This window comes from Bernardetia sp., from assembly GCF_020630935.1.
Lineage (GTDB): Bacteria > Bacteroidota > Bacteroidia > Cytophagales > Bernardetiaceae > Bernardetia.
In genome coordinates, this window is sequence record NZ_JAHDIG010000016.1 from 6,590 (window position 1) to 25,349 (window position 18,760).

General features: G+C 33.8%; 17 protein-coding genes. 6 read left to right on the forward strand and 11 right to left on the reverse strand.

What is annotated here, in order from left to right:
• The 9 genes from QZ659_RS06385 to QZ659_RS06425 all read right to left on the reverse strand — a co-directional run.
• Nucleotides 1-547: PAS domain-containing protein (locus tag QZ659_RS06385; RefSeq protein WP_291723668.1), on the reverse strand; the 547-nt coding region annotated here is incomplete at its 3' end.
• Between the two features lie 428 nt (nucleotides 548-975).
• On the reverse strand, nucleotides 976-2,898 hold the full coding sequence (locus QZ659_RS06390) for a 1-deoxy-D-xylulose-5-phosphate synthase (protein ID WP_291723672.1): 1,923 nt from the start codon (nucleotides 2,896-2,898) through the stop codon (nucleotides 976-978).
• 141 nt (nucleotides 2,899-3,039) lie between these two features.
• Nucleotides 3,040-3,297, reverse strand: a complete 258-nt coding sequence (gene rpsT / locus QZ659_RS06395; protein WP_291723675.1) for a 30S ribosomal protein S20 — start codon at nucleotides 3,295-3,297, stop codon at nucleotides 3,040-3,042.
• Nucleotides 3,298-3,862: 565 nt separating this feature from the next.
• Nucleotides 3,863-6,343, reverse strand: a complete 2,481-nt coding sequence (locus tag QZ659_RS06400) for a GumC family protein (RefSeq protein ID WP_291723678.1) — start codon at nucleotides 6,341-6,343, stop codon at nucleotides 3,863-3,865.
• Nucleotides 6,344-6,556: 213 nt separating this feature from the next.
• A complete protein-coding gene (gene nqrE, locus QZ659_RS06405) occupies nucleotides 6,557-7,177 on the reverse strand; it encodes an NADH:ubiquinone reductase (Na(+)-transporting) subunit E (protein ID WP_291723681.1) in 621 nt (206 codons plus the stop codon).
• Nucleotides 7,178-7,230: 53 nt separating this feature from the next.
• Nucleotides 7,231-7,920 (reverse strand): NADH:ubiquinone reductase (Na(+)-transporting) subunit D, encoded by a 690-nt coding sequence (locus tag QZ659_RS06410; RefSeq protein ID WP_291723684.1) that lies wholly within the window; start codon nucleotides 7,918-7,920, stop codon nucleotides 7,231-7,233.
• A gap of 86 nt (nucleotides 7,921-8,006) precedes the next feature.
• Entirely contained in the window at nucleotides 8,007-8,804 is a 798-nt protein-coding gene (nqrC, locus tag QZ659_RS06415; RefSeq protein ID WP_291723687.1) for an NADH:ubiquinone reductase (Na(+)-transporting) subunit C, read from the reverse strand.
• Nucleotides 8,797-9,999, reverse strand: coding sequence for an NADH:ubiquinone reductase (Na(+)-transporting) subunit B (locus QZ659_RS06420; RefSeq protein ID WP_291723690.1), 1,203 nt, complete (start codon nucleotides 9,997-9,999; stop codon nucleotides 8,797-8,799). Before QZ659_RS06420 ends, nqrC begins: the two co-directional genes overlap by 8 nt.
• Nucleotides 10,000-10,101: 102 nt before the next feature.
• Entirely contained in the window at nucleotides 10,102-11,466 is a 1,365-nt protein-coding gene (locus tag QZ659_RS06425; protein ID WP_291723693.1) for a Na(+)-translocating NADH-quinone reductase subunit A, read from the reverse strand.
• 572 nt (nucleotides 11,467-12,038) lie between these two features.
• Here QZ659_RS06425 and QZ659_RS06430 point away from each other — a divergent pair.
• The 3 genes from QZ659_RS06430 to QZ659_RS06440 all read left to right on the forward strand — a co-directional run bounded on the left by QZ659_RS06430 (nucleotide 12,039) and on the right by QZ659_RS06440 (nucleotide 13,995).
• The gene (locus QZ659_RS06430; RefSeq protein WP_291723695.1) at nucleotides 12,039-12,518 is read left to right on the forward strand and encodes a tetratricopeptide repeat protein; all 480 of its coding nucleotides are present in this window, start codon (nucleotides 12,039-12,041) and stop codon (nucleotides 12,516-12,518) included.
• A gap of 123 nt (nucleotides 12,519-12,641) precedes the next feature.
• Nucleotides 12,642-13,157, forward strand: a complete 516-nt coding sequence (locus tag QZ659_RS06435) for a flavodoxin family protein (RefSeq protein WP_291723698.1) — start codon at nucleotides 12,642-12,644, stop codon at nucleotides 13,155-13,157.
• A gap of 256 nt (nucleotides 13,158-13,413) precedes the next feature.
• Nucleotides 13,414-13,995 (forward strand): adenylate kinase, encoded by a 582-nt coding sequence (locus QZ659_RS06440; RefSeq protein ID WP_291723701.1) that lies wholly within the window; start codon nucleotides 13,414-13,416, stop codon nucleotides 13,993-13,995.
• An 82-nt stretch (nucleotides 13,996-14,077) separates the two neighbouring features.
• On the opposite strand, the gene QZ659_RS06445 is transcribed toward QZ659_RS06440, so the two are convergent.
• On the reverse strand, nucleotides 14,078-14,860 hold the full coding sequence (locus QZ659_RS06445) for an N-acetylmuramoyl-L-alanine amidase family protein (protein ID WP_291723704.1): 783 nt from the start codon (nucleotides 14,858-14,860) through the stop codon (nucleotides 14,078-14,080).
• Between the two features lie 445 nt (nucleotides 14,861-15,305).
• On the opposite strand from QZ659_RS06445, the gene QZ659_RS06450 reads away from it, so the two are divergent.
• The 3 genes from QZ659_RS06450 (at nucleotide 15,306) to QZ659_RS06460 (ending at nucleotide 17,981) form a co-directional block, all read left to right on the forward strand.
• Nucleotides 15,306-16,538, forward strand: a complete 1,233-nt coding sequence (locus tag QZ659_RS06450; protein WP_291723706.1) for a PP2C family protein-serine/threonine phosphatase — start codon at nucleotides 15,306-15,308, stop codon at nucleotides 16,536-16,538.
• A 131-nt stretch (nucleotides 16,539-16,669) separates the two neighbouring features.
• Nucleotides 16,670-17,548: a prolipoprotein diacylglyceryl transferase gene (gene lgt, locus QZ659_RS06455; RefSeq protein ID WP_291723709.1), complete on the forward strand. Its 879-nt coding sequence runs from the start codon at nucleotides 16,670-16,672 to the stop codon at nucleotides 17,546-17,548.
• Nucleotides 17,549-17,615: 67 nt separating this feature from the next.
• A complete protein-coding gene (locus tag QZ659_RS06460) occupies nucleotides 17,616-17,981 on the forward strand; it encodes a hypothetical protein (RefSeq protein ID WP_291723712.1) in 366 nt (121 codons plus the stop codon).
• A gap of 1 nt (nucleotide 17,982) precedes the next feature.
• On the opposite strand, the gene QZ659_RS06465 is transcribed toward QZ659_RS06460, so the two are convergent.
• Nucleotides 17,983-18,750, reverse strand: a complete 768-nt coding sequence (locus QZ659_RS06465; protein WP_291723715.1) for an MBL fold metallo-hydrolase — start codon at nucleotides 18,748-18,750, stop codon at nucleotides 17,983-17,985.
• Nucleotides 18,751-18,760: the final 10 nt, after the last annotated feature.

Here is an 18,760-nt window from a genome sequence, read left to right on the forward strand (position 1 = left end):
AACCAAAGCTAGTACTGATAGCGTCTAGCTGAGATTTATTGAGCAAGAATGTTTCTTGTAATTGTTCTTGTGTAGCATTTAATTCTTCTAAATTTTGTCTTAATTCTTCTTCTGTCGCTTGTAGCTGTTCGTGTTTGGTTTGGATTTCAAACTCTTGTTCTTTCTTATCTGTAATCAGATAGCGAATAGAAAGATAGCTAGTAATTTTTTTATTGTCGTCAAACATTGGATTGATAACAGTATCTACCCAATAGTAAGACCCATCTTTGGCTTTATTTTTCACCTCTGCTCTCCACGTTTTGCCTCTAGCAATATCTCGCCACATTTCTTTCCAAAATTCCTTTGGATGATGCCCAGAATTTACAATTTTATGGTCTTTTCCCAAGAGTTCTTCCTCTTTATATTTAGAGACTTGACAAAACTCTTCATTTACTTTCAGAATTTTTCCTTCTTTGTCAGCTATCGATACAATAGCACTTCTATCAATGGCATCTACTAAGGATTGTAATTGATTTTGACAGTTTTCTAGTTGTTCATAGATAGTCATAAGGCATTTGGTTTTGAGTGTATTATTTTCCTTAAAAGATTCTAAATTGCCTTAGAGTGGGAAGCTTTGAGTTTTTTATTTTTCTATTAAATACATTTAATGTAAGCAAAGGAAAACTCACTCTAGTCTAACAATTTAGTAGATAAGATGTAACTAAAATATGATAAAGTACAGGTTACACTATGACTTTTGACAGGTTTTGTTGGCAAAAGACTATTTTGTGTGAATTAGGATAGTTTTTTTATCTAATTTTAAAAAGTATTTGGGTTTGCTCTAAACTTCTTTTTTGACAAAAGATAAGCATTTAGTAAAGTGTATCTTTCTAGTTATCTAACACCAACCCTTTTAATTAATACATAAAAACAATATAACTATTTTTGAGCTATAATATGTTGTTTTTTTCGACAAAAGACAAATTTTATTATATACTAACCTTTTATCCGCAAAATAATATTTTCAATAACTCTAGTTACAGCCTTTTTATCTATTCCACAAAAACTATACTGTTCTTGTTGTGAGGCGTGTGAAATAATTTGGTCTGGGATGCCTAAAATATCAATACTTTCTAATCTCTTTGTATAATTGTTCTCATTCAGAAATTCTAAAATAGCACTTCCAAAACCTCCTATTTTACTCCCATCTTCTATTGTAATAATATTTTTGACACTCTCAAAAGTCAAAATTTTGTGTAAAATATCCTCATCTAAAGGTTTACAAAAACGCATATCGTAATGTGCTATTTTGTTTCTATATTTTTCTTCTTGTTCTAAAATATTAATAGCATCTTTGGCGAAATTTCCAACAATTCCGTAGGAAAGAAGTACAATTTTACTCTGTTTATTTACTTCTTTGATAGCTCTTGCTTTTCCCACTTCTATTTCTTCAAAATCGTATTTCAAGTCATTCTTTTCTAATAAAAAACCCTCTCCACGAGGATAACGAATTGCAAAAGCTGTCTTATTTTTATCTAATTGAGCAGAAAAAAGCATATTTTGAAACTCAATTTCATCCATTGGAGCTGCCAAAACAAGGTTTGGAATCGGACGGAGGTAAGCTATATCATAAACACCTTGATGTGTTGCACCATCATTTCCAACAAGTCCTGCTCTGTCTATACAAAATATAACTTTGAGTTCTTGTAAACAAACATCATGAATAATTTGGTCGTAACTGCGCTGTAAAAAAGTAGAATAAATCACACAAAAAGGTAGCATTTTTTGTGTAGCCAAACCTGCCGAAAATGTAACAGCGTGTTGTTCTGCAATTCCGACATCAAAAAGTCGATGGGGAAACTGCTTTTGAAAATCTATGAGCGAACTTCCAGACGCCATTGCTGGCGTAATGGCTACAATTTTAGGGTTTTGTTTGGCTAGTTGTGTAATTGTTTTTCCAAAAACATCTTGAAATTTGAGAAACTGTTTTTTTTCTTTTTGGGGTGTTGAGGGGAGAAGTTTTCCTGTTTTAGTTTCAAATTTGGCTGGAGCATGCCACGAATTATATTGCGCTTCTATTTCTTTGCTCAATGCTGCATTTTCGACAATTCCTTTTCCTTTTATAGTTTTGATATGCAGAAAGTGAACGTTATTTGAATATAAATTTTGCTCTGTGTTTTGTTTTAGTTCTTCAAAAAAATCAAGCAAACTTTCTAAGTTGTGTCCATCGATAGAACCATGAAAATACCCTCCAAAAAACTCAAAAATAGAGGGTGGTTGAAATTCATTTTGTATGTCTTGTCTTGATTTGTTTTTTTTCCATTTCTGTTTGGAAAGCTGATAAAAATGACTTTTAAGTGTGCCTACATTAGGGTCAATAGACATTCCATTATCATTCAAAATTACCAAAATATTTGGCTTTATTCCATTCTCTATGTTATTTTGAAGATTATTGAGAGCTTCAAAGGGAAGTCCTGCTGTAAAAGCTCCATCTCCAATCACAGCTATATGCCAACGGTTTTTGATTTGCTCATCACTAGAAAAACTTGACGCCACAGCCATTCCCAAAATAGCTGAAATGGAAGTAGAAGAATGTCCTGTTCCGAAGTCGTCAAATTTGCTTTCTTTGATGGATGGAAAGCCAGAAAGACCGTTTGCTTGTCGGATGGTATGGAAATTTTCCTTGCGCCCTGTCAATAGCTTGTGAGCATAGGCTTGATGCCCCACATCCCAAACGAGCTTGTCAGATGGCTCTGTTCCTAAAAATTGAAAAACCTCATGCAGAGCCACTGTTAGCTCAATTACGCCCAAAGTTGCTCCCAAATGCCCACCGTTTTTTGCTACATGTTCGATAATAAATTGACGTAGTTCTTTACATTTTTGTTCTAGTTCTACAATATTTTGCTTAGGAATAGGCATTCTTGACGGTTTTTATGAGTCATGAACTCTCAACGAAGTTCAAGCCATCGTTGAAGTAGCTTGTAAATTAAAAAAAGGCAACTTTAATCATTTTAAAGTTGCCTTTTTGCTAATAAAAGAGTATTCAGAATTTACTACAAATTATGCAGAAAGACTGTTTACATATTTCATCAATTTAGATTTTTTGTTAGCAGCATTTTTCTTGTGGATGATATTGCGTTTTGCCAATTTATCTACCATCGCTACTACTTTAGGAAGCAATTCTTTTGCTTCTGTTGCATCAGTAGTATTTTTCAAACGCTTCATGAAAGTACGTGTCGTTTTTAACTGGTAACGGTTACGAAGACGTTTAGCTTCATTTGAACGAATGCGCTTAAGAGCTGATTTATGATTTGCCATTTAATTTTAAACTATTTTTGATGAGTTTCTAATCTTAAAAAAACATCAGATTAAAAAGAATTTTTTGAGTGAGTATCAATATTTATTGAGTAATACTAATACAAGGAAAAAAATCTAATTTCAATCCTAAATTTAATAAAAATAGAGCAATCTTATTATTAAATTACAGAACTCTTATTTTATGAGAGGAATAAAATAAAATTCTGATGAAAAGCAATTTTTGAAATATTCAGAAATTACTTTTCTTGATTATTCGTTTTAAAAACGATTTTTTGAATTGATTTCTTTTGGATAAACCTTTAAAGGTTTGTTATAGGCTCACATCTGAACCTATATGGAGCGCAAAGATACGAACTCCTCTTAATTTTTACAAATTACAAGTAACAAATTTGAAGGTAATACTATCCATTATTTCGATTAAAGAGAACGTTATTTTAGAGGACTGCAGATTAATAGATATTTGCTATTCTGTGACCCACAGAACAGGGAAAAAGTAATGTTCGTTGGTGTTTTGGTGTAGTGACACCAACAACTTTTTATTTCCTGTTCAGTACTTTAGTGTTATTTACCTCTTAATTTTACTTACAATTCTTCTCCACCACGACATATTCATATCGTCTGTTTCATAATATCCATACGAACCATATCCACCATACGAACCATAGCCATATACTCCCATAGCTTGAGCTTTCACATCATTGAAGATAATTCCTACATGTTGTAGCATTTCTTCTGCATAAATGCGTTCTAATCCTTTTAATTTTTCGATTGGAGTTCTGTCTTGTCGAACAATATAAACAGAAGCATCAGCATATTTTCCTAAAATAAGCGCATCACTTACCAAACCTAGAGGAGGAGTATCAATAACTACATAATCATATCTTTTCTTCAACTCACTAATAAGTTCGTCCATAGTATTTCCCATTAATAACTCAGCTGGATTTGGAGGCACTAAACCTGCTGCAATTACATCTAAGTTATCTATGGCTGTTGGTTGAATCACTTCATCTAATTCTTTACTTCCTATCAGATAGGTACTCAGTCCATCTTTGCTATACTCTCCATTTGGCATAGGCAAATACATTTGAGGTTTTCTCATATCTGCCACTATTAAAATAGCACGTTTTCCTGTTGATGCTAAAGAAATAGATATATTTGCAGAACAAAAAGATTTTCCTTCTCCAGATATAGATGAACTAATCATTAGAGTTTTGGCTCTATCTACACGCCCCATCAAAAATAATAGATTTGATCGTATTGAACGAAATGCCTCTGCTAAAGATGATTTAGGTTGCTCATGAAATAAAGGCGCATGATTTTGTTTCTTTTTCTTCTTAGAGTGCATTACTACACCCAGTATAGGTACGCTAGAAATATCTTTTACTTCTTCTAGTGTTTCAATAGTACTTCTAAAATAGTTTCTGACCTGTATAAGTCCAATAGGAAGGAGCAAGCCTAGAACTAATGCCATAATATAATTTTGTTTTGCATTAGGTGATATTGCACCATAATTGAAAGGAGGCTCTAATATTTGACTTTCTTCTCTAGCTGCAGCTTGTGCTATACTTGCCTCCATTCGTTTATTGAGAAGTAAAATATAAATCTCCTCATTGATTGTGTATAGCCTATTGATATTTACTAATTTGCGTTCTGCACTAGGCAAAGAACTTATTTGCCTATTTAATTCGCTTATTCTACTTTCTAAATCTTGAGCTGCAATCTTATCATTCGACTTAGTATTTTTCAAATGCTCTAAAAGTGATTCTTTTACTTTATCTATTTCTATATTGATTTCTAATAAGAAAGGGTTTTTGCTACTTCCTTTTTCCAAATATACTTCTCTTTGAATTTGTAAATCTACTAATCTACTAATGAGTGTATTTGCAATTCCATCTTCTACTCCTACTGCTGCAGGTGTTGTTATTCCTTTATAGTTGTCATTATCCTTAATATAAGTTATTAAGTAGTCAAGATACTTACCTTTCATTTGTAGTTTTCTCTGTTCCTCCTCTAAGTAAGTATATTGCTCTAGGTTGCGCCCAACAGCATTTTCTCCAACAATAAACTTATTATTAGTCCTAAAATTTTGTATTTTATCTTCTATCAAAAATAACGAATCTCTGATTTGAGCAAGTTGCTCATCTATAAAACCTATAGTACGTACAGCTTCTAGATTTTTATCCTCTAAACCGTATGCAATATACTCTTGCATAACAGCATTAATAAAGTCTTTAGCACGTTCTGGAACAGAAGATACTACATTGAGACGAATAATAGAGGCATCTTCTTCTGCATAGGCAGACAAACGCTTCGAAAAATTTCTAGCTAATGACGTTGGATTTGTAAATCGGAATCCATAAACACTTCCTTTTATTAAATTTTTATTCAAAATTTTGAAAGTAGTAGAACTTTCAGCGATTGTTTCCCCAAACTTATAGGTACGAGCTTGCTCCCATTCCTCATAGGAATTGATAAGTAAAAATGTTTTTTCATCTTCAAACTTAATCTTATAATTAGGAAGTTCTTTCAAAACACTGTCTGCATCGATATTTATAATTACCTCAAAAGGAGTATTTTTTTCTGGGTAAATCTCTGTGGTACGAATGCTACCCTCTTGATAATAATACACTCGCATATCCATTTTTTCGCAAACTCTTTTTATGAATGGATAAGAACGTATAAACTTTATTTCAGCAGACAGACGCTTACTTCCTCCAAACATATCTTCAGAATAAAGCAAAGCCACAGGTGAAGAGCCTTTTCTATTTTCTTTGATTTGAAGTGATGCACCTATTGTGTATATAGGTGTGGCATAATAGGTCTTCCACCATGCAATAGAAAGAGCTACTCCTACACAAAAAGCAATAAAGAATTTATTTTTCCAGAGTGTATAAAGTATTTTCTTAGGGCTAAAACTATCCTTTTTACTATCTAAAAGTATAGATTGAGAGTTTTTTCTTACTGCTCGCTGCTGTTCTTCTTGCTGTGATTGACCATTTGTAGTACTGTTTGCTGTAACAGTAACAACATCTTTTTGAATATCCAACTTTGTATATTTTTACTGAAATTGTATGATTAACTGCTCATTTTCCCTACATTCTTATCATTGAGCATTTTAGCCACAAAAATACAAAATTTTGCTATAAAAGTATTATATAAACAAAACATCTATCATTTCAACTAAAGACTAGCCCATAAAAAACTCTCTTTCTAAAATGTATAGAAAGAGAGTTTTAAGAATGTGTTTGTACTTATGTCTTTATAGAGTGATTCCCATAAACGACATAAATGCAAGTCCCATAAGTCCTGTAATGATAAACGTAATACCAAGACCACGTAAAGGAGCAGGAACATTTGAGTATCTCATTTTCTCACGAATAGCAGCAAGTGCAATGATAGCAATCCACCACCCAACACCAGAACCAAGACCATAAACTACCGATTGAGCAAGGTCATATTCTTTCTGTACCATAAAAAGTGAGCCACCCAAGATAGCACAGTTTACAGCAATTAGAGGAAGAAAAATTCCCAATGCGCCATAAAGTGATGGAGAAAAACGCTCAATAACCATTTCTACAAGCTGTACGATAGAAGCAATTACGGCAATAAACGTAATAAACTGTAAGAAGGTCAAATCTACTTTTGCAAACTCTTCACCTAAGCCAAACGTAGTGGCTAAAGCTCCTTCTTTGAGTAAATATTCTTGAATTAAATAGTTTACTGGACAAGTAACTCCCAAAACAAAGATTACTGCAAGTCCAAGTCCCATAGCTGTCGATACTTTTTTAGAAACTGCCAAGTAAGAACACATTCCTAAGAAGTAAGCGAAAACCATGTTTTCGATAAAAACCGAACGGATAAATATATTTATGTAGTCCATTTTATAAAATGAAGTTATGTAGTTATTTTTTGATTAAAATTTAAGGATATAAATTAATGGTCTTCTACATAACCATTGAAATAACGTTGTACCCAAATAATAATTCCGATAATGATAAACGCACCTACTGGGTTAGTCATAAGTCCATTATTAGGAATTGTTATACCTAATGCTTCACCAAGAGGGGCTACAATAGGAATATCTAAAAGCGTTCCTGAACCAAAAAGCTCTCTAAAAAAAGCAACTACTAAGATAACCCAAGCGTAGCCTAAACCACTACCAAAGCCATCTAGGGCAGAATCATAAGGCTTATTACCCATCGCAAAGGCTTCCAAACGTCCCATAATGATACAGTTGGTAATGATGAGTCCTACATAAACCCCTACAATTTTGGCAAGGTCATAAAAATAGGCTCTCAAAACTTGGTCAACTAAAATAACGAGCATTGCTACGATACCAAGCTGAACAATGATACGAATACGTCCTGGTATAACATTACGTAAAAGAGATACAATTACGTTTGAGCCAATAACTACAATCATTACAGCAGTCGCCATAACAAGAGTAGGAGCAATTTTGGCAGTAACGGCAAGAGCCGAACAAATTCCTAGTACCTGTACAGTAATTGGGTTAGAATCATCTAATGGGTCGGCTACCAAACGACGACGACGCTTTGAGAACAAATCTTCCGACTTCTTCTTTACTACGGTCGCTTCCATAGATGTAGCAGTTTCTGTTGCCATAGGGTTATATATTTTAATTTATTGAATAATTACTCAACAAATATTTTTATGATATTTAATTTTAGAGATTAATTTCTTTAACAGAATTACTTCACTAAAGCAATTTCTTCAAGTTCAGAAGAGTTATCAGCAGAAGATTTCTTTACCTTTTGAATGTAGTTTTCATACAAACCTAAGTAATTTTCAAGCATTGCATTAACACCACGAGCAGTAATTGTTGCTCCAGAAAGACCATCTACTTCATTTTTTGTCAATGCACCTGGTTCTACATTGCCTTCTCCCTTAATCATTTGTATCCCCACAAGTTTACCTGTTTCATCTGAAACAGTTTTTCCCTTGTAACGGTTTTCCACTTCTGAATCGGCGATACGTGCGCCCAATCCAGGAGTTTCTCCTTTGTGGTCAAATACAGCTCCTTTTACAGTTTTCATATCTGGTTCAAGAGCTATATATCCCCAAATATTATCCCAAAGCCCATTACCATAAACAGGAAGGATATAAGCTGTTACTTTACCAGCATCATCTTTAAATTTAAAAACAGGAAGAATTTTTTCACTTTTTTCCTTCTTCTTAAATTCCTTACGGATGCTTACTTTTTCAGGAATAATTTTTTCACCTTCTTGATTTGTGGTTTTCTCATCGCCATTAACATCTACTGCAATAGATTCGATGTGCTTTTCATAATAGGCATTTATTTCTGCACCTGTTTGACCTATTTTATCAAGAGGAACAATAGCACTCAAAATTTGCTTTTGAGTATCTAGCTCTACGGCTTGTCTTTGAGCATCTTTAGTAAATTCTTTTACAAGCCCCAATACAATAGCGATGACAAGTATCATCCCTATTGAAAATGTTACGATATATGCGTTTGATTCTTTAGACATGGATTCTCTTTAATCTACGGTTTTTATTAGCTTGAATTACATAAAAATCTATGAGAGGAGCAAATACATTCATAAGAAGAATTGCCAACATAATTCCTTCTGGATAAGCAGGGTTGAAGACACGGATAAGAACAGTCAAGAGACCAATAAAAAATCCGTAAACCCATTTTCCTGTTTCTGTTTGTGCTGCCGATACTGGGTCAGTTGCCATAAATACAATTCCGAAAGCAAAACCACCCATAATTAAGTGATAATGAGGCATCATTTGCATAAAAGGAGTAGAACCAGCAAGGTTAAAGATAAGTCCCATTACTAATGCACCAACTACACCACTTACCATAATTTTCCAACTTGCCACACCAGCGACAACTAAAATAATTGCACCAATAAGTGCCATCAAAGCAGATGTTTCGCCAATAGAACCTGGAATTACTCCGATAAGCATATTATTGAAGCTAAATAAACTTTCTGCTCCAGCCCAATTCGCTGTTGCTCCATCTAAGGCTGCTGTTACAGTACCTGTTTTTGCTTCTGCTGCAATAGATAATGCTGTTGCACCTGTATAGCCATCTACGGCTGCTTTATCTCCTAAATATGTCCAAACAGTACCAGAAATATCTGTCGGATAAGCAAAATAAAGGAAAGCACGAGCTGTAAGAGCCACATTCAAAATATTCATTCCAGTTCCTCCAAAGGCTTCTTTTGCAATTACAACAGCAAAAATAGTAGCTACAGCAACTTGCCAAAGTGGAATATCTGGTGGCATAGTGAGAGGAATAAGCATTCCTGTTACTAAAAACCCTTCATTAATAGGGTGTTTTCGGACAATTCCAAAAATAACTTCTACAATACCCCCAGCCGTATAAGAAACAATAACAATAGGTAAAACTTGAATTGTACCTATCATGATAATGTCTAATAATTCAGCATTAGGATTTCCTGTTGCTAAGAAATGTTGATAACCTACATTCCAAATACCAAAAAGCAAAGCTGGAATCATAGCGATAACAACTGTCATCATCATACGCTTCAAGTCAATGGCATCACGGATGTGTGCGCCCTTTGCTGGCGTTGTAGTAGAGGGAGTAAAGGCAAACGACTCACCTGCTTCAAAAAGGTAGTAAAACTTCTCTAGTTTTCCTCCTTTTTCAAACATTGGTTTTTGTTTTTCTAATATATCGTGTAAGAACTTCATACTTACGAATTTATAAGGTATAAATGAACCAAATTTATTTTTAAATTTATTATAAATGGATTTAGGCGTGCTAAATCATTTTTATTTTCCTAATCTAGCAAATTACCCTTCACGCAACAGTTCGATACCATCACGGATAATTTTTTGGATACGGTGCTTCGAAACATCTACAAATTCACAAAGAGCAACATCTTCTTCAATAACTTCATAGATTCCTAGGCTTTCCATTCCGTCATAATCTTTTGCCATAATAGATTTTACTAATTGTAAAGGCAAAATATCCATCGGAATTACTTGTTCCATAACACCTGTTTCTACAAAGGCTCTTTCTTCTCCGTTCAAACTCGTATCAATGACACGTTCTTTTTTAGGATTAAGGAAAGACAAAAGACCTAAGGCACGGTGGTAGCTCAAACGAGAAGTAGGCGCAAGCCAACCATCGCTCAAGAAGAAACGAGGTCTATCACCTTCTGGCAATACCGTAACAACGTTATCATAAAAACCAACGTAGTTGTCTTTCTCAATTGCTGTTCCTGTCAAGATATTTCCAGAAATTACTCTAACGTGGTCTTGTTTGAGATTATTCTTCAAGAATTTGCTTACGTTAGCACCAATATAGGTTTCATAATATTGAGGAGTAGTTACCTCAGAACCTACAAGTGCAATTTTCTTAGACGCATCATAACGACCTTCTAAAAAGAGTTTTCCTATCTGAATAACTCCATAAGGATGTATTGTCCAAACTACTTCACCTCTGTTGATAGGTTCGATATGGTGAATCTGAACACCAACATTTCCTGCTGGGTGAGGTCCTGAAATAGTGTGTTGTTCTACATTGCGAACATTTTGGAAAATAGCAGAAACTTCTGCCTTGCCATTTGTAGTGAGATGAATAGGAGCATCTACCATTTTCTTTAGCGCATCAATACCTGCTTGGAAGTATTGTCCTTCATTTTTATAAAGGAAATCATAGTCTGGAGCTAAAGGATTAGAATCAAAGGCTGAAATAAATATAGCACGAGGAGCATCTTCTGGATTAGCGACAATGCCATAAGGGCGTTGGATGATATTTATCCAAGCACCACTTTTAAGAAGAGATTCTTTTATATCTTCTCCTCTCAGATTAGCCATATCAGATACGCTATACTTTGTAAAGTTTTCGTATTCGATTTGTTTGTCTGCTAAAATCTTGATTTCTAAAAGTTTGCGTTTTGCACCACGCTTTACCTCCACAACTTCTCCACTTACAGGCGAAGTATAAAGTGCTTTTTCTAATTTTTTGTCAAAGAAAAGAGGCGTTCCAGCTTTTACTACATCGCCCTCTTTTACGACTACTTTCGGACGGTGCATTCCTACAAAGTCAGTAGGCTTTATGGCAAATGTTTCGGACTGTTCGGCATTTCCAATTTGTAGAGCAGCTTTGCCTACAAGGTTGATGTCGAATCCTTTACGAGTTTTTATGTTCATTGTACTTGGCTACTACCTAATGATTCATATATTTTTGATTCTGCAAGTCTGCAAGAATAATTGAGGGCAAAATTAAAAAATATATCAAGACTTTACACATATAAATTCAATTATCTTCGATAAAAGTAAATATATTTTTGAGAAATGCCTTTTTTTAAGCCAAACAGTTCAGTAGAATCTTAATAAAATTATTAATCCTAGTCTTGTTTTTGGCATACAAATTAATGTCAAGCTATTTTGTTTTAAAAAAGTTAAATTCTAAATTAATTCATAGCTTTATACTAAAAAGTGTGTGATAAGAATGTATTTTCTCAATCCTAAACGAGATTTTAAACCGTCGTTTAGGGAAATTTATCCTTGATTGACGGCTGTATTTTGAGCCTCAATGACAGTTATTTTTTCATTCTCAGATAAATTCTAAAAATAAATAGAAAACTTCCAAAAAATTATACTTTTCCTAACAAAAAAAACAATTATTCTAAATATTCACAACTTTTTGGCTGAAGATTTGGTTTAATAACAAAAAATACACATGAAAAAAATGAATATACTTTTACAAAACAATATCAATTATGAAACAAGACAATAAAATATTAGACCGATTATTTACACAGCTTCAGACAGCACGCTCAACAGCTCGTATAGAGGCTATTCTGACACAAATTTGGAATATTTGGCTTAATACAGGTAATGTAGAAATGAATACATTAGTACGATTAGGAACAGAAAGCCTTTCCAAAGGAGAATATACAGAAGCTATAAATGTATTTACACAGGTGGTAGAAAGAGACCCTAGCTTTGCAGAAGGGTGGAATAAAAGAGCCACAGCCTTTTACTTGAGAGGAAATTATAAGGCAGCTATTGATGATATTTACCAAACATTATACTTAGAAAATCGCCACTTTGGAGCATTGGCAGGGTTGGCAACTATTTATTCTGAAATAGGAGACGAACATGGTGTACTCAATACACTTGAAAGGCTCTATAAAATCCACCCCTTTCAACCCAAACTGAAAGACCAAATAGAAGAACTTCGTTCAAGATTAAATTAAGATTACACAAAAAGAAGTGATATGTTATTTTTTACACCTCAAGCAGTTATATGATTTTATAACTGCTTTTTTTTATCGTAAATTTCAGAAAATTAATTTTGATATTAGTCCTTATTCTAAAAAATGAAAACAGTTATTGTTCAAGGAAGCTCACGCAAATATGGTAATACCAATAAGATTGTAAATTATCTGCAAGAAAAACTAGATTGTGATTTCATAGATTTGAAAGGCTATTCTTTTTCTGGATACGATTATGAAGGCAGGAATAGAAACGATGATTTTTTACCTCTTATGAGAGAAATTGTAGAATACGACTTGATTATTTTCGCTACACCTGTCTATTGGTATGCTATGTCTGGACTGATGAAAAACTTTTTTGATAGAATTACAGATTGTCTCAAAATAGAAAAAGAGACAGGACGAAAACTGCGAGGAAAATCTATGGCAATGGTTTGTTGTGGGTCAGACAAAGAAGCTGTTTTGGCAATACAAAATGAATTTGAAATGCCTTTTAGGGCAAGTGCTACCTATTTGGGAATGAGCTACCAAGGCAGCATTTTTACTTGGATAGAAAAGGATGAAATTTCGGAAGAAATAAAAACAAACATGGATAATTTTACAAAGAAAATCATAGATTAAACTTGATAGAACAGTATTTGTGCTAATTTCAAGTGCAATATTTGGATTTAAGGCACTTGCTTCTTACATTTAGCTTTTAAAAATCTAACGTTATGTTGATTTATATGATTCAGTTACACTCAATTTTCATGTTATCCTAACTTTAAATTATGAAAGGATAGCATTTTACTTTTTGATTAAATTAAATCTGTTTGAGCTTAGTAAGTGGATAATCTAATATAAAAATAATAAAAACACCTTATAAAATAGTCAGACTATGCTAAATTTAGTTTTATTTGGCCCTCCGGGTGCAGGAAAAGGAACACAAAGCCAACATTTGGTAGAGCATTATAATTTGATACATATTTCGACTGGAGATTTGCTTCGTGCAGAGCGAAAAGCAGGTACACCATTAGGCAAAAAAGCCGAAGAATATATGACAAAAGGAAATTTAGTTCCTGACGAAGTAGTGATTGGAATGATAGAAAATAAGCTCAAAGAAAATACAGGAGCAAAAGGAATTATTTTTGATGGCTTTCCTCGCACAACTAATCAAGCAGAAGCATTAGACAAACTTCTGACTTCTCACGGTGAAACGATTGATGCTGTTCTTTCGCTAGAAGTAGCAGAAGAAGAATTGGTAAAACGTCTTTTGGAAAGAGGAAAAACTTCTGGAAGAGTAGATGACCAAAAAGAAGAACTTATACGTAATCGTGTGCAAGTATATCGCAATGAAACAGAAGTTGTAGCAGACTATTATAAAAAACAGGATAAACTACACGTTATTGAAGGTGTAGGAGAAATTAGTGAAATCACGGCTGCCCTTCGTGGTGCTGTTGAGCAAGTAAAAGCAAGCTAAAATTTACTTTTTAATAAAAAACGGCTTCAAATATAGAATTTGAAGCCGTTTTTGTTTGTAAGAGGTTTTTGCTCTTATAAATTTATTTTGCTGAAATTTCACTTTTATATTCTTTAAAAGCACGATAAATTCCAGATGCAATATAAGACTGTCCGTTATCCGTTTTGAGATACCCTTCTTCTTTTACATTAGTCAGAAAACCAATTTCTATAAGTGCTGCTGGCATTGCTGTTTTCCACAATACTAAAAAACCACTTTGCTTGACGCCTCGGTTTTCTCTCATCACACGTTTTTCAAATTGATGTTGGACTTTAGTAGCAAAATCGATACTCTTTGTCTGATTAGCACTCTGAAAATTTGACATTTTGATATAAGAAATGATGCTATAAGGGTCAAACTGATATTTTTGTTTGTGATTTTCTTCCTTCAAAATAACGGCATTCTCACGCATCGCAACATCCAAATTTCCTTCTGTCTTGTGCATTCCGATAGTATAGGTTTCTGCACCAAATACTTTTTTGTTATCTGCTGCATTGCAATGAATGGAGATAAACAAATCAGCTTTATTTCGGTTGGCAATAGCTGTGCGCTCATCTAGTTCTACAAAAGTATCATCGTCTCTAGTATAGACTACTTTCACGTCTTTGAGATTTTCTTTGATATAATTTCCTACTTTTAAAGCTACAGCAAGTGCAACATCTTTTTCTTTGGTCTTGCTACCCGAACACCCAGGGTCTTTTCCTCCGTGTCCTGCATCTATCACAACCGTAAAATTAGTAGAGCTTTTATTGGTAAAACTAAAAAGTGTCAAACCAAACAAAGAAATAAGAAATAAATAAGGAAGAGAAGTTAAAAATTTATTCATAGCATTTTGAGTAATTCTAAATTGAGATTCTTTACACTATCAAAATTAACAAAAAACTTTCCAAATCTACTTATAGGAATAATATGCAATAAGGTAATTGCTCTAAACATAGAAGTTCGATACTTGAGTGCTTAAAAAACCTATTCAAAGAAGAAAAGTAGGCATTCATCTATCAAAATGAGAGTTTCGAAAGTATGGTTTCATTTTTGATAATTTCAGTTCTGACTATGTAATATAAGTAATCGGATATGATTAATATAATAGATTATTTGTTTGAGAGTAGTTATTGCTTTCATAAATTTTTCATTGTTAATTTTTCATTGTCCATTTAGTTATAGTATATTAGCTTATCTTTTTTACTTTTGCTCAATAAATACTCTAAAAATTAGTATTTTTCTGATTGATAGTAAGTTTATAATCCCTTTTTATTTCCTTAAAAATAACTGTGGCTGCACGTCCTACTTCTTATAAAATATTGGTGGCAGATGATTATGATAGCAACTTAGCTGTCATTGAGAGTATCTTCGAAGAATCTGGACAAGTATTCGAAATCATCTATGCTCACGACGGATTAGCAGCTTATGAAACAGCTATTTCTGAGTCGCCAGACTTAATCATAATGGATTGGGAAATGCCTCAAATGACAGGAATAGAAGCTGTTAGAAAGCTCAAAGCACGAAAAGATACACAACACATTCCAATTATCATGACGACGGCTTTTACTTCGTCGGAACACTTGGAAACAGCCCTTCAAGCTGGTGCAATAGATTATGTCAGAAAACCTATCGATGAGGTAGAACTCTTGGCTCGTGTCAATTCTGCACTTCAACTGGTTACATCTTACAAGCAAATTATTGCTCAAAAAGATGAAATTCAAGAAAAAACTAAAAAATTAGAAGCAGCCTTTGATGAAATAGAAAAAAAGAACGACAAAATCATGAGTAGTATCAAATATGCCAAGCGCATACAAGATGCACTCTTACAGCCTACAGCTTCATTACAAAACTTTATTAAAGATTCCTTCATTCTCTACAAACCTCGTGATGTAGTGAGTGGTGATTTTTACTGGTTTTGTGAGAAAGATGAAAAAGTAGTGATTGCTGCCGTTGATTGTACTGGACACGGCGTTCCAGGAGCATTTATGTCTATGTTAGGAGATACGTATCTCAATCAAGTAATAGGCGTTATGGGAATTATTGAGCCTAATCAAATTCTTAGTCAGCTTCATGAGTCTATACGCAATGCACTCAAACAAGATGCTACACAAAATCGTGATGGAATGGATATTTCTATCTGTGTAATCGATAAAAAAGCCAAAACTTTGAAGTTTGCAGGAGCAAAAAATCCGTTGGTTTATATTCGTGATGGTGAAGTTGTTAGGATAAAAGGCGATACAGCTTCAATTGGTGGAAGAAGCACAGAAGTAAATTTCACAACACATACTGTCGAACTTACAGACGAACCTACTCCGTTTTACATCTATTCAGACGGTTATCAAGACCAGTTTAGTAGTGGGATGCACAGTAAATTTATGGCAAAACGTTTTCGTAAACTTCTTCATAAAGTCCATAAATATCCATTTTCAGAACAAAAAGATATTTTAAATCATATTTTGAAAGACTGGATGCGCCAAACTCGCCAAGTAGATGACATTTTGGTTATTGGTTTTGCTGTTTAAAAAACTATAAAGTAGCCTCATAACTTGTACCCTCCAAAAGAATTACGTTATCTTTACATCAATTTTTATTATTAGAAACGTATTCTAATTTATCCATCAACATCTAAAAAATGTTGGCTACTTAAAAAAATATGTTAGACTTTCTCAACGCTCTTGCTGCAATTTCATGGGATGTAAGCCCAGAGATTTTGCAATGGAAATTTATTAATCTCCGTTGGTACGGACTCTTGTTTGCTACTGGCTTTATTGTAGGTTATTTTATTTTTTCAAAAATCTATAAAATAGAGGGCAAACCACAAGAAGATTTAGAAACACTGCTTACCTATATGGTTATTGCAACTGTAATCGGCTCTCGCTTAGGACATTGTTTGTTCTATGACCCTGTGTATTATCTTTCTAATCCATTAGAAATTTTCAAAATTTGGAAGGGTGGACTAGCTTCTCATGGTGGAACTATCGGACTTTTGATAGCTTTGTTTTTATATTCAAGAAGACATCCAGACCAGCCGTATTTATGGCTTTTAGACAGAATTGTAATTCCGATTGCACTTGCAGGCGCATTTATTCGCTTAGGCAACCTTATGAACTCTGAAATTTATGGAGGCGCAACAGATTTGCCTTGGGGATTTATTTTCCTTCAAAATGGAGAAACAATACCAAAACACCCTACACAGCTCTATGAAGCTGGCTCTTATGTTTTGATTTTCCTTTATTTAATGTTTTCATATCTACAAATGAAACGCTACGTTCCGAGAGGACGTATTTTTGGACAGTTTTTGATGCTACTTTTTGGCGCACGTTTTCTTATTGAGTTCGTAAAAAATGTACAAGAAGCGTGGGAAATTGATATGGTAGCTACGTATGGTATCAATATGGGACAGCTTTTGAGTATTCCTTTTATTGTGGTGGGAACAGTATTTTTTGTGCGTTCATTTTCAAGCAAAGCAAGGCAAGAAGCTATTGAGTTTGCTGAGAAACATCAGAAAAAAGAAGGCGTAAAAAAAGTATAAAATAATTAGGGATTCTTATTGGTAGGGACAATGCATGCATTGTCCTTACAAGATATCAGGCTACGAGATGAAATGGAATGAAGACAAAGACATAGAAACGGAATGGTTTAGATTATGTAGAAAACTACAAAGTCATTTTGATAAAAAACCAGACCTCAACGGGATTTTGTTCTTAATGGGAATACAAGAACTCGGACAGGGCATTCGTACGTTTTCTAAAGACGAAAAACAAGACCTTATGCACATGGCAACGTGTAAAGCTCTTAGCTATGCAGGATATTATGAACTAGAAGGCAAAGATGAGGACGGTTGGGTGCATTGGAAACTTATCAAGCCTTTACCCATTTTGAAAATAGAAGACCAAGAAAAACTCCTCAAAATGAATATTATTACCTATTTTAAGGAGGAAGTGTTTAGAAATGAGCAAATATAATTTAGTACACTTTACTATCTCCATCGTTAGGTATGAAGACTTTGTCAGTAAATCCGTTCTTAGATACTTCTTTTTTCAATTCTTCTCGTGTAGTAGGACAATGATTTACTGCTTCCATATGATTAGCAATAACTTTGTTAGGAGCATTTCTGATAAATTTCAAGATGTCGCTCATACGCATTAATAACGGCTGAAAAATATCTAGTTGTGCAGTTCCAGAAGCTACGACAGCTATATCTGGTTTTAGTTGCGTAAGTGCTTTATCAACATCGTCTGTATAAACAGTGTCTGAACTTAAGTAAATAGATTTTTCATTCGGTAAATTAATATAATAACCCATCACATTACCCATTGGTTTTGCCACAAATCCATATCCATGAACGGCAGGAATACCTTGAATTTTACCTCCTAAAAAATTACTTTCTTTCCAATACTCTACTGTTTGAGTAATATTCAACCCCCTCTTTTTTAGAGTTGCTTCGTCTTTATAGCTACATATTACAGGAGTTTGTTTGCTACGAAGGAAATTTTCTGCTACTTTATCCAAATGGTCTGGGTGTAGATGAGTTATCAGACAGTGAGTAGTTTTCTCAATCAGTTTTTGTGCATTAGTTGGCAAATCAACAATAGGGTTTCGCTGTGGTTTAAAACGAAATAGCGTAAAAGTAGGACCAGCAGTTCCTTTTTTACCAAGCATAGGGTCTATTAGAATAACCTTTTCTTCCGTTTCTATAACCATCGTGGCATTTCGTAAATGATGTATTTTCATTTTCTTGTTA

Excerpts from the sequence above, each read along its gene's own strand:
- QZ659_RS06390 (WP_291723672.1), bottom strand. The coding sequence starts at position 2,898 with ATGCCTATTCCTAAGCAAAATATTGTAGAACTAGAACAAAAATGTAAA.
- rpsT (WP_291723675.1), bottom strand. The coding sequence starts at position 3,297 with ATGGCAAATCATAAATCAGCTCTTAAGCGCATTCGTTCAAATGAAGCT.
- nqrE (WP_291723681.1), bottom strand. The coding sequence starts at position 7,177 with ATGGACTACATAAATATATTTATCCGTTCGGTTTTTATCGAAAACATG.
- QZ659_RS06410 (WP_291723684.1), bottom strand. The coding sequence starts at position 7,920 with ATGGCAACAGAAACTGCTACATCTATGGAAGCGACCGTAGTAAAGAAG.
- nqrC (WP_291723687.1), bottom strand. The coding sequence starts at position 8,804 with ATGTCTAAAGAATCAAACGCATATATCGTAACATTTTCAATAGGGATG.
- QZ659_RS06420 (WP_291723690.1), bottom strand. The coding sequence starts at position 9,999 with ATGAAGTTCTTACACGATATATTAGAAAAACAAAAACCAATGTTTGAA.
- QZ659_RS06425 (WP_291723693.1), bottom strand. The coding sequence starts at position 11,466 with ATGAACATAAAAACTCGTAAAGGATTCGACATCAACCTTGTAGGCAAA.
- QZ659_RS06430 (WP_291723695.1), top strand. The coding sequence starts at position 12,039 with ATGAAACAAGACAATAAAATATTAGACCGATTATTTACACAGCTTCAG.
- QZ659_RS06435 (WP_291723698.1), top strand. The coding sequence starts at position 12,642 with ATGAAAACAGTTATTGTTCAAGGAAGCTCACGCAAATATGGTAATACC.
- QZ659_RS06440 (WP_291723701.1), top strand. The coding sequence starts at position 13,414 with ATGCTAAATTTAGTTTTATTTGGCCCTCCGGGTGCAGGAAAAGGAACA.
- QZ659_RS06445 (WP_291723704.1), bottom strand. The coding sequence starts at position 14,860 with ATGAATAAATTTTTAACTTCTCTTCCTTATTTATTTCTTATTTCTTTG.
- lgt (WP_291723709.1), top strand. The coding sequence starts at position 16,670 with ATGTTAGACTTTCTCAACGCTCTTGCTGCAATTTCATGGGATGTAAGC.
- QZ659_RS06460 (WP_291723712.1), top strand. The coding sequence starts at position 17,616 with ATGAAATGGAATGAAGACAAAGACATAGAAACGGAATGGTTTAGATTA.
- QZ659_RS06465 (WP_291723715.1), bottom strand. The coding sequence starts at position 18,750 with ATGAAAATACATCATTTACGAAATGCCACGATGGTTATAGAAACGGAA.